Source organism: Syntrophomonas sp. UBA5494 (genome assembly GCF_002426325.1).
In genome coordinates this window covers 2,672-13,067 of record NZ_DIPG01000059.1, presented here as the reverse complement: position 1 = coordinate 13,067, position 10,396 = coordinate 2,672, and the positions used below count along the sequence as shown (strand labels likewise).

12 protein-coding genes and 1 pseudogene are annotated in these 10,396 nt (G+C 50.2%); all 13 read left to right on the top strand.

The window, feature by feature from the left end:
• The coding region (locus tag B3W37_RS07025; protein ID WP_483175185.1) for a class I SAM-dependent DNA methyltransferase at positions 1-2,307 on the top strand (2,307 nt) is incomplete at its 5' end.
• A 4-nt stretch (positions 2,308-2,311) separates the two neighbouring features.
• Positions 2,312-4,249: a DEAD/DEAH box helicase gene (locus tag B3W37_RS07020; RefSeq protein ID WP_483175184.1), complete on the top strand. Its 1,938-nt coding sequence runs from the start codon at positions 2,312-2,314 to the stop codon at positions 4,247-4,249.
• Complete coding sequence (locus B3W37_RS07015; protein ID WP_483175183.1) at positions 4,242-5,444, top strand: GIY-YIG nuclease family protein; 1,203 nt, start codon at positions 4,242-4,244, stop codon at positions 5,442-5,444. The genes B3W37_RS07020 and B3W37_RS07015 overlap by 8 nt, the downstream gene beginning before the upstream one ends.
• A gap of 18 nt (positions 5,445-5,462) precedes the next feature.
• Positions 5,463-5,876: a very short patch repair endonuclease gene (locus B3W37_RS07010; RefSeq protein WP_483175182.1), complete on the top strand. Its 414-nt coding sequence runs from the start codon at positions 5,463-5,465 to the stop codon at positions 5,874-5,876.
• 109 nt (positions 5,877-5,985) lie between these two features.
• Positions 5,986-6,252, top strand: a complete 267-nt coding sequence (locus B3W37_RS07005) for a VOC family protein (RefSeq protein ID WP_483175209.1) — start codon at positions 5,986-5,988, stop codon at positions 6,250-6,252.
• Between the two features lie 17 nt (positions 6,253-6,269).
• Positions 6,270-6,731: a GNAT family N-acetyltransferase gene (locus tag B3W37_RS07000; RefSeq protein WP_483175181.1), complete on the top strand. Its 462-nt coding sequence runs from the start codon at positions 6,270-6,272 to the stop codon at positions 6,729-6,731.
• 249 nt (positions 6,732-6,980) lie between these two features.
• A complete protein-coding gene (locus B3W37_RS06995) occupies positions 6,981-7,304 on the top strand; it encodes a restriction endonuclease subunit S domain-containing protein (RefSeq protein WP_483175180.1) in 324 nt (107 codons plus the stop codon).
• 4 nt (positions 7,305-7,308) lie between these two features.
• On the top strand, positions 7,309-8,499 hold the full coding sequence (locus B3W37_RS06990) for a type I restriction-modification enzyme R subunit C-terminal domain-containing protein (RefSeq protein ID WP_483175179.1): 1,191 nt from the start codon (positions 7,309-7,311) through the stop codon (positions 8,497-8,499).
• 46 nt (positions 8,500-8,545) lie between these two features.
• Positions 8,546-8,749, top strand: a complete 204-nt coding sequence (locus B3W37_RS06985) for a hypothetical protein (RefSeq protein ID WP_483175178.1) — start codon at positions 8,546-8,548, stop codon at positions 8,747-8,749.
• 6 nt (positions 8,750-8,755) lie between these two features.
• The gene (locus B3W37_RS06980; RefSeq protein ID WP_483175177.1) at positions 8,756-9,160 is read left to right on the top strand and encodes a virulence RhuM family protein; all 405 of its coding nucleotides are present in this window, start codon (positions 8,756-8,758) and stop codon (positions 9,158-9,160) included.
• Positions 9,135-9,527 (top strand): RhuM family protein, encoded by a 393-nt coding sequence (rhuM, locus tag B3W37_RS06975; protein WP_483175176.1) that lies wholly within the window; start codon positions 9,135-9,137, stop codon positions 9,525-9,527. Before B3W37_RS06980 ends, rhuM begins: the two co-directional genes overlap by 26 nt.
• Before the next feature lie 386 nt (positions 9,528-9,913).
• Positions 9,914-10,165, top strand: coding sequence for a TM1266 family iron-only hydrogenase system putative regulator (locus B3W37_RS06970; RefSeq protein WP_483175175.1), 252 nt, complete (start codon positions 9,914-9,916; stop codon positions 10,163-10,165).
• A gap of 19 nt (positions 10,166-10,184) precedes the next feature.
• Positions 10,185-10,396: pseudogene (locus B3W37_RS06965) on the top strand ([FeFe] hydrogenase H-cluster radical SAM maturase HydG); the annotation flags it as partial.

The window sequence follows — 10,396 nt, the reverse complement described above, 5'->3', positions numbered from 1 at the left end:
TTCTTTTTCTCGTTATTGGGGATAAAACCAGACGCGACGAATGACGAGATGAAGTCTGCGGACATTAAGGCCGCCGAGAAGTTCGCGGAACTCTACAACGAACTGGGGATAAGGAATCATAACCGCAGCGACGATATCGCCGAGTTGCTTTGCCGCCTTCTGTTCTGCTGCTTTGCGGACAGCATTGGCGTTCTAACGAACGGCGGTCTGCGACCTCTGGTGGCGAACTACACGGATACGTCCGGCTCGGATACCAGTGCGTTCTTTTGCAATCTGTTTGAAGCGATGAAGTCGCAATCGTCAAGCGGATTGCCCGGTTACTTCGCTAACGTAAAATATATTGACGCTCGCTTGTTTGGGGAAGCTATCCCTTTACTAGATTTCAGCAGAAAAGCGCGGAGTCTCGTCCTTGATTTGCTTGGGCTGAACTGGTCGGAAATTAGTCCAGAGATACTCGGCGCACTCATCCAGTCCATAATACGCCCGGAAGCAAAAAGTTCAGGCGGCAACTATACGTCCACCGCCAACATCCAAAAAGTAATCGGCCCCTTGTTTATGGATGAACTTTATCGCGCGTTTGACCGAATTAAGTCAAACCGTGAGGGATGCGAGGCGCTGTTGAAACGCATTCGCAGTATTTCTGTATTCGACCCGTCGTGCGGCGCCGGAAATTTCCTGCTCGTAGCCTACAAGGAATTAAATAAACTCGCGGGTAAGATTAATGATGCGATAGAGGTTTTGGATAAGTCGGCGGCTTTGTACTATCAATCGTCCGCATTGCGCGTAGCCGAGACCCCTGCTCCCTATGGAAACGTGTTGCTTATTCCCTTGGGTAACTTTCACGGTATTGAGGACAACCCGTTCTCCTGTGCTATCGCCCGCTTAGGGTTTCTATTTGTCGTATGTCAAGAAAGACCAAAAGATGCGGATGTTAACCGCATCTTCGCCGAGGCGATTGACGTTCTCTTCGCCAACAATATCGTTATGGGCAACGCCACGAGGATAGATTGGGAAACTGTATGTCGTGGAGATGGAGAGACATACCTCATTGGTAATCCATCATATCGTGGGGCGCACAGACAAACCGATAAACAGAAGGCGGATTTAGCGCACGTCTTTGTAGAGTATAGTAGATATAGCAATCTGGATTATGCGGCTTGTTGGTTTTTGTTGGCCGCGAAATATATCCACGCCCACGGAGGCGGATTCGCGTTTGTGACCACCAATTCTCTAACGCAAGGCGAACAGGTAAGCCTGCTATGGCCGAAGTTGCTTGAGAAAGGCGTACATATAAGGTTCGCCTATACGTCTTTCAAATGGAAGAACGATGCTCGAAACCGGACTGCGGTCACTGTTGTTGTAATCGGCGTAGTGCCAAACACTAACCGTCAACCCTGTGAATTGTTTACGCCGACTACCGTATTCGAACCGAAATGCATCAGCCCGTATTTAGTTCCGGGGAATGCGATCGTGAGTGGAAGGGGTACGCCACTGAGCCGCTTGCCAGAAATGGTAAAAGGGAATATGCCTTACGATGGCGGTAATCTTTTGCTCACCTACAACGAGATGACTACTATTGTCTCTGCCGACCAACGTGCCAAGAAGTTTATCAAAAAGATAGTTGGCTCGAAGGAGTTCATAAGAGGAATCGACCGTTGGTGTATTTGGATAAAGGACGCAGACTATGACGAGGCAATGAGTATTTTCGCTATAAAGGCGAGGGTCGAAAAAGTTCGTGCGTCAAGATTGGTAAATAAAGACGCCTCCGTTCAGAGACTTGCTGCTCGCCCGCACCAGTTTCGCGAAATGAGGGAAACTCACAGCCAATCTCTTGTTGTGCCGGCGGTTTCTTCCGAGAACTATCTGTACATTCCGATAGGGTTTGTGACTAAGAACACGGTAGTGACAAATCTTGTTTCAATTATATACGACTGTGAGCCGTGGGTTTTCGGAGTGGTGTCTTCTCAAATGCACAACGTATGGGCAAAGACCGTATGCGGTAAGCACGAGGAGCGACCAAGGTACTCATTAGAGCTTGGGTACAATACATTTCCGTTTCCGACCCTCACCGAAGACCAGAAAACGGCAATCACTCACTGTGTGTATGGTGTAATAGCGGCGCGGGAAAAGTTTCCTGACATGACTTTGGCCTGGCTATATAACGCCGAAAGGATGCCTGCCGAGTTGAGTTATGCTCACGCTCTATTGGACTCGGTCATAGACCGCTGCTATCGGGACACGCCGTTTGTCTCCGACCAAGAACGATTAGACAGTCTGTTTGACTTATACACCAAACTGGGAGGTTAAGGATATGGAGAACATCGTCAAGATTAGCTACGAGGCTACGGGGAAAAGCACACAGGTCGACGCTATGGGTATGCGTGAAATGCAAGCTCGCGCCTACGCCGCGCGCAACTCCCAGTACCTGCTCATTAAGGCTCCGCCCGCTTCTGGAAAATCGAGGGCGTTGATGTTCATCGGCTTGGATAAGCTGAAGACAGGACAAGTCAAAAAAGTGATTGTAGCCGTCCCCGAACGCGCCATCGGCAAGTCGTTCTCGTCGACCAGACTGACCGCGAACGGATTCCACAGCGACTGGACGCTTTCAGACAAATATAACCTCTGCGTCCCCGGCGCCGACTCAAGCAGCAGTAAGGTGAACGCTTTCTTGAGTTTTCTCGATTCTGAGGACGATACCATCTTGCTTTGCACCCACGCTACACTGAGGTTCGCCTTCGACAAGGCCGGTGCAGCCAAGTTCAAGAACTGCTTGGTGGCGGTCGACGAGTTCCATCACGTTTCCGCCGATTACGAGAGCAAGTTGGGCGAATTGGTGCGGGCTTTGATGGCACAGCAAAACGTCCATATCTTGGCTATGACCGGCTCGTACTTCCGTGGTGACGGAATACCCGTGCTGACGGGCGAGGACGAGGCAAAATTCTGCAAGGTGACTTATAACTACTACGAACAGCTAAACGGCTACAAGTATTTGAAGTCACTGGGCATTGGATTCCACTTCTATGCAGGGAAATACACCTCGGCGATTATGGAGGTCTTGGACACCGACCAGAAGACGATACTCCACATACCAAGCGTCACCTCCGGCGAATCGACCAAGGACAAATACATCGAGGTCGATACTATCCTCGACGCCATCGGAGTCGTTAAGACGGTCGACCCCGCCACGAACATCATTCACGTTAGGAGGCACAGCGACGGTAAAATCATAAAGGTGGCGGACTTGGTAAACGATAACGCCGCCGACCGTGAAAAGGTGGTCTCCTACCTGCGCAGTGTTCAGAATCTGGACGATGTGGACTTAATCATCGCCCTTGGAATGGCTAAGGAAGGCTTCGACTGGCCGTTCTGTGAACACGCTTTGACCGTCGGCTATCGCGGCTCCTTGACCGAGATTATTCAAATCATCGGGCGTTGCACAAGGGACAGCGAAAACAAGACGCACTCACAGTTTACGAACCTTATCGCCGAGCCGGACGCCGACAACGAGGAAGTCGTAGAGTCGGTCAACAATATGCTGAAAGCGATAACGGCTTCCCTGCTTATGGAGCAGGTGCTTGCGCCGAACTTCAACTTCAAACCCAAGAAGCCCGAAGAAGACGAGAGCGGCGATGATGCGCGTACCATTCGCGTCGGCGGTTTACGCGAACCTTCTACTCAGAGGGTAAAGAACATTGTCGATTCGGACTTGACGGAGTTGAAAGCGATCATTCTGCAAGACCCCGATGTCGTCAAGTCGGTAAACGGCGCATTAGATCCGGAAGTTGTGAACAAGGCGCTGATACCGAAAATCATCCTGACCAAATACCCCGACCTCTCGAATGACGAGGTGGAAGAGGTCAGGCAGCACTTGGTGACAGATATGGTCACGCGCCACGCCACGGTGACACAAGTCGGAGACCGCCGTTTTATCGATATGAGCGGGAAGTTTATCAACATCGAGGAGTTGAACATCGACCTCATCGATTCGATTAACCCGTTCCAGCAGGCTTTCGAAGTGTTGTCCAAGTCGATAACCCCGAAGGTGCTGAAATCGATTCAGGATTGTATTACCGCTTTTAAGGTCAGCATGACGGATGACGAGGCGTATCTCCTGTGGCCTAAGATTAACGAGTTTGCGAAAGCGATGCGTCGCCTGCCGTCCCTTGACGCGCTCGACCCGCACGAGCGGCGTCTTGCCGAGGCGTTGGCTTACCTCAAGCAGGTTAAGCGAGGTATGACCAATGGATGATACGACGCGCAAATCGAAATTTCAGGAGATTTTCGATAGCGACAGTCTTGGTCTGCTTAACGTCCGCGAAACCCCGAAGCAGGAACAGCGTGAAGAGAATTGGCGCCTCATTGAGCAGTTCCGCGAGATAACGCAGTTCTATGAGGACAATCAGCGACTGCCTAACGGCGATGGCGGGGATTTTAACGAGTTTACCCTCGCTTCAAGGCTGTCGGGAATAAAGTCAGACCCCAAAAAGGTCAAGATACTGCTTGAATACGATATGTATAACCTCCTGCAATCTGAGGAGGCAAAGTCAATATCACTCGAAGAACTCCTAACAGATGACCCGCTCGGCTTGTTGGCATCCGACGAGGAAGGTGACAGCATATTCAATATGTCGCACGTCAAGCCGACCTACAGGCTGCGCCCGGACTATATTGCTCGCCGCAAGGTGTGTAAAGACTTCGATATGTATGAGGAGGCTTTCAAGCGCATCCACGAAGACCTCGCGAGTGGGCGCCGAAAGTTGATGGTATTCAACGGTCAAGAAGACATGGTCGAGGGGCGATACTTCGTGCTACGCGGCGTCGTTTTCTACTTGGAAGTCGATAACGCGAGTCTTACCGAGAAAAACTATCAGGGGCAAGTGTATCGTAGAAAAGACGGCAGAACGCGCTGCATATTCGACAACGGTACGGAATCTACAATGCTGTTCCGCTCGCTCGTGAATGCGATACGTATAGATGGTTTCGGCATCAGCGACTTGCAGATGAATGATGACGGGACGCCGAAAATCGAGCCGGACGACGTGCAAAACGGTTACATCTACGTCCTGCGTAGCCTGAGCCGAAACCCCAAAATCCGCCAGATGCGTAACCTCTACAAAATAGGCTATTGCAGTGGTGATGTGACCAACCGCATAAAGAACGCCGTAAACGAGCCGACATACCTGATGAGTGACGTAGAGGTAGTTCTGACCGCACGATGTTACAACTTGGACGTTCCATACCTTGAGGCGAACATCCACCGCTTTTTTGGTGGATGTAACCTCTCCTTAGAGATTAGGGATGACCAAGGTGTTATGCACTATCCGCGAGAATGGTTTGTCGTTCCGTTGTCCGTTGTGGAAGACACCATTCAGCTAATCATGAAAAAAGAGATTGAGCATTATCGATACGACCCCACCTTGAAAATGATAATCAAGACGGGTTAGTGTCATTGAGGTGGTTGTATGGCCGACGTTTTCGATAAAGATACGCGCTCGGCGGTGATGAGCAAGGTTCGCTCCAAGGGCAATAAGTCCACGGAACTGCGGTTGATAGAGGTATTCAGTGAGCGAAGCATAAAGGGTTGGCGACGAAACTACCCCGTGAAGGGACACCCAGATTTCGTCTTCCCTAAAAGGCGAATCGCCATATTCGTAGACGGGTGCTTCTGGCATGGACACGATTGTCGCAACACCCGCCCCAAAGAGAACGAAGCGTTCTGGACAGCGAAGCGGGAAAGGAATATGGTTCGTGACAAGGCGGTCACGGAGGAATTTGAAAGGCGAGGTTGGACGGTGCTACGGATTTGGGAGTGCGAACTGAAAAAGAAGAACCTCCCCGATTTGCTCGCAAAACTTGACAGCCTATTGATAGATTAGGAGGTCACAAATGGGCGATAAGCTGTTAGCCTTTTACGAGAAGGTATTCGGCGGCACGAACAAGCGCATGATGCGCTGAGGCGCCGCGCCGGAATACCCTGTGGACGCGATGGAGAAAGACTGGGTTCTGCACGGTGAAATCGACCTATGCGGCACGACCTTCAATATCGCCGACTGCAATCAGGTGTTCCCGCCGAGTCACTTCATTCCCCTTATGGTGCGGCTCGACACGCCGGGAGAAGTGCGGCGCGTATACGACGAGTTGCAAGCCGACGGCGGACAGGTGCTGATGGAAATCGCACCGCAGTTCTACGCCAAGATGTACGCTTGGGTACAGGACAAATTCGGCGTAAGCTGGCAACTGATTTGCGATTAATACGGGAAGGAGTTGCTATGACACACAACATCATTTTTGTCCGCGATAATTCACAATACCTTGACCGCGCCGCTGACTACTTTTCAAGCAAATGGCCTGTTAGTCGCGAAATCTACTATGACAATATGCTGCACAGCATCAATACACCAAGCCCGCTTCCGTGCTGGTATCTGCTTATGCGTGAGAACGATACGATTATCGGTTGTTTCGGGATGATAACGAACGATTTCAACAGTCGGCAAGATCTGTGGCCATGGTTGTGTGCGCTGTACGTTGAAGAATCTGAGTGCGGGCAAGCATTCGGTAGTAAAATGCTTGCTCACGGCGTCGCAGAGGCAAAACGTCTCGGATTCCAGAAATTATACCTTTGCACCGACCATATCGGATATTATGAAAAATACGGGTTTTCCTATATTGGGAAATGTTGCAATATGAGTGAGGAATCAAGGTTGTATGGAGAGTATCGACTTGTAATGTAAGAATTAGCGGTTCCCACCCTGTATTCCGAGGCCCGACATCAAAGCAACCGCCGCTTCCGCGACACACTCGGCTTTCGGGCAGTTGAGTACCTCGGTTCGGTGGAGCAGCATATCTGCCTGTACCGCGACGATGTGGAGATAATACTGATATCGGCAAAAGGCGCAGTCTGCCGCTAGAGATCCTAGCCGAAATCAACGAGCTGGAAATGGAGATCACCGCCGGACTGGCTGAACTGGGGGAAATGCTCCATGGGTAAGTGGGAGATGGTACGGCTGGGGGATGTTCTTGAATATGAGCAACCTACAAAGTATATAGTTGAAAGCACGGACTACAATGACGCCTTTGATACGCCTGTTTTGACAGCAGGACAATCATTTATACTTGGTTATACGAATGAAAAAGACAATATATACACTGATTTGCCGGTAATAATCTTTGACGATTTTACTACGGCTACAAAATACGTTGACTTTTCGTTCAAAGTGAAGTCCTCGGCCATGAAAATCCTTAAACTCAGTCATGAGCCGGGCCAAGTTCTGGCAGATGATCGGGCGCGGCACCCGTATCTGTGAAGGCTTGATTGATGGCAAAGACAAAGAACGGTTTTTCATCTTTGATCTGTGCGGCAACTTCGAATTTTTTCGCCTGCACGCCAAAGGCCGGGAAGCAAGCGCAGTAACCACCCTGCAGGGGCGGCTGTTCAATACTAAAGTGGAGATGGCGTATCAATTGCAGGGACTTGCGTTCCAAACAGAAGCGCTCAAGGCATTCCGCAAAGAGCTCGTGCAGGACTTGGTGCGACAAGTAAAATCCTTGCCCCGCGACAATTTTGCTGTAAAGCAGCACCTGCGCGTTATAGACAAGTATCAGACCGAAGAGGATTTCGCTTCCCTGACTTACGAAAACACGCTGCAAATCGCGGAGCACATCGCTCCGCTGGTGCTGCCTGCGGAAGATGACGTTTCCGCGGAGCGGTTTGACATGCTAATCTATCAGATTGAGTTGGCAATGTTGACCGAGAAAAGCAGCAAACGCGCCAAGAACGATGTAATTCACAAGGCGGCTGAGCTTTCAAAGTACGGCACCATTCCGGCGATTGCGCAGCAGCAGGAGCTGATTGAGCAAATCGTTCATAACGATTATCTGGAGCGCGCGGGAATTTCAGACTATGAGGATATCCGGCTGAAACTGCGGAATTTGATTCAGTTTATACCCGAAAAGGACCGGGTGCGCTATGATACCGACTTCACCGATGATGTATTGTCAATGGAATGGAGAGAATCCCAGCTGGACAACGACGATCTGGCCAATTATAAGAAGAAAGTCAACTACTACATCCTCCAGCATCAGGATACCCCGGCAATCGCCAAGCTGAAAGGGAATCAGCCGCTGACGCCGAAGGATGTGCGTGCGCTGGAAAGCATTTTGTGGAACGAGCTGGGAACAAAAGAACAATATTATGCGCAGTACGGCAAAACCCCCCTGGGCGAGTTGGTGCGTTCCATTGTAGGGCTCAGCCAGAAGGCCGCCAACGAAGCTTTTTCCCGTTTCCTCAACGATGTGGAAATGGACAGCCGACAGATGTATCTTGTGCGGCAGATTGTCAATTACATCGTTAGAAATGGCATGATGAAGGATTTGTCGGTGTTGCAGGAAAGCCCCTTCACCGACATGGGCAGCATCAGCGAGCTGTTTGAGGATGCGGCTATGTTTATGGATCTGCGGGCGATTATTGAAGGTATTAACCGCAATGCGCTGGCGGCATGACGAAAAGGAGACTGGGACATACAGTTTTTGAGGGGGGATGTGTAGAATGGACACATCAAACGTTATTCAATATCATCAGATGCTGCTACCTACTTTGGAGGCTCTGCAACCCCTGGGCGGTTCAGCTAATATTGAAGAGTTGAATTCAACGGCCATTGATATCATGCAATTGCCGGAAAAGATGCGAAATGTTTTACATAAAGAGGACGGTACTCTAACGGAAGTGGAGTTTAAAGTGACGGAGGGGTGATCCGCTTTGGAATCTAACGCTTCGGAAATCATCATCTATCAATCCGAAGACGGCACAACGAAAATTGATGTGCGCATGGAGGATGAAACGGTCTGGTTGTCGCAGGCGCGAATGGCGGAGCTTTTTCAAACGACAAAGCAAAACGTCAGCTTGCACATAAATAACGCGTTCAAAGAAGGCGAATTAGACCGGAATTCAGTTGTCAAGGAATACTTGACAACTGCCGCAGATGGGAAAAATTATAAAACGGCATTCTACAGCCTTGACGTTATTATCTCCGTGGGCTACCGTGTGAAATCCCTTCGCGGCACCCAATTTCGCAGATGGGCGTTGGCAGTTTTGCGCGAAAATTATAGCGCAACGCGCCAACGCCGAGCTTCCGTTTATGGGTCTAACCACATTTGCCGGTGAGAAACCGCAAAAAAGTGAGATCGGCATCGCCAAAAACTACCTGAATGAAACAGAGTTGGCCAAACTGAACAGGATGGTCTCTGCGTTCTTCGACCTGGCGGAGTTGCGTGCCATGCAGCATACTCCCATGTACATGAAAGATTGGGTTGCTGAACTGGATTCCTTCGCAGAACGCTATGGGCAGGGTGTTTTGCAGAATGCCGGAACCGTCAGTCATAAAGCGGCGCTTGATAAGGCCGAGCAGGAATATGAAAAATATCGCCAAAAGACAAAAGATGAGTTATCGTCTGCCGAGCGAGATTATTTAGAGGCTATCAAACAGGCGCAGAAGCGGCTGGAGGGAAAGGGGGAACGGGGTAAGGGTTAATATGCAAAACGAGGAGATAAATATATGTCACCGGTAACAAAACAGATTATAGAAATGCTTGACATGCTTCCTGATCCGTGTGCACAGCAATCGAGGAACTGTATTTGTCGTTGGATAAGAAAAACAGATAGTTCCTTTTGAACCGAGCTTCCCCAGCGTTCTTGACAACAGAAAACCACGTGATAAACTGAAACTAAATTGAAGTCAATGTATCTTCGCGCACGGATGTGTCCGGAGATACAGGGTCCGTATTTTTACCCGACCGCAAGGTGCTTCCGAGCGGGAAGGCGCGCATCCGGCATGTGTGGGTTATTTTTTTGCCGTTATGCTCCCTCTCCGTGCGTTCGGAAGGGGAGTTTTTGATTTTCAAAAGGGGGCGTGGAGCTTTGAGCAAAAGAATTGGAATCGTCGGCATTGTGGTGGAGGACCTTGCCTGCGTGGAACGGGTCAACGCGGTTCTGCACGAATATTCCAGCCTGATCGTGGGAAGGATGGGGCTTCCCTACCGGGAGCGGGGCGTGTCGGTCATATCGCTGATCGTGGACGGCAGCAACGACGAGATCAGCGCCCTGACCGGCAAGCTGGGCAGGATTTCCGGCGCCACAGTGAAGTCGATGATCGCTAAAACAAATCAATAGTGGGAGGGAAACTCACACCATGAATTTTCTTAAAAAATACCAAAAGGAATTTGAGGCGTACGACCGGCTCGACCATGATTTTATCGACGACGATAAAATCTGGTCGCAACTGAATAAATGGCACAACCCGTCCCAAGCGGATGTTCGGCTGGTGTTGAAAAAAGCCGAAGAATGCGTGCGGCTTGAGCCGGAAGAAACCGCGATTCTGCTCCAGAACCAGGATGAGGGCAC

What these genes read in the sequence shown, in the direction of transcription:
- B3W37_RS07020 (WP_483175184.1), top strand. Translation starts at nt 2,312, where the DNA reads ATGGAGAACATCGTCAAGATTAGCTACGAGGCTACGGGGAAAAGCACA.
- B3W37_RS07015 (WP_483175183.1), top strand. Translation starts at nt 4,242, where the DNA reads ATGGATGATACGACGCGCAAATCGAAATTTCAGGAGATTTTCGATAGC.
- B3W37_RS07010 (WP_483175182.1), top strand. Translation starts at nt 5,463, where the DNA reads ATGGCCGACGTTTTCGATAAAGATACGCGCTCGGCGGTGATGAGCAAG.
- B3W37_RS07005 (WP_483175209.1), top strand. Translation starts at nt 5,986, where the DNA reads ATGGAGAAAGACTGGGTTCTGCACGGTGAAATCGACCTATGCGGCACG.
- B3W37_RS07000 (WP_483175181.1), top strand. Translation starts at nt 6,270, where the DNA reads ATGACACACAACATCATTTTTGTCCGCGATAATTCACAATACCTTGAC.
- B3W37_RS06995 (WP_483175180.1), top strand. Translation starts at nt 6,981, where the DNA reads ATGGGTAAGTGGGAGATGGTACGGCTGGGGGATGTTCTTGAATATGAG.
- B3W37_RS06985 (WP_483175178.1), top strand. Translation starts at nt 8,546, where the DNA reads ATGGACACATCAAACGTTATTCAATATCATCAGATGCTGCTACCTACT.
- rhuM (WP_483175176.1), top strand. Translation starts at nt 9,135, where the DNA reads ATGGGTCTAACCACATTTGCCGGTGAGAAACCGCAAAAAAGTGAGATC.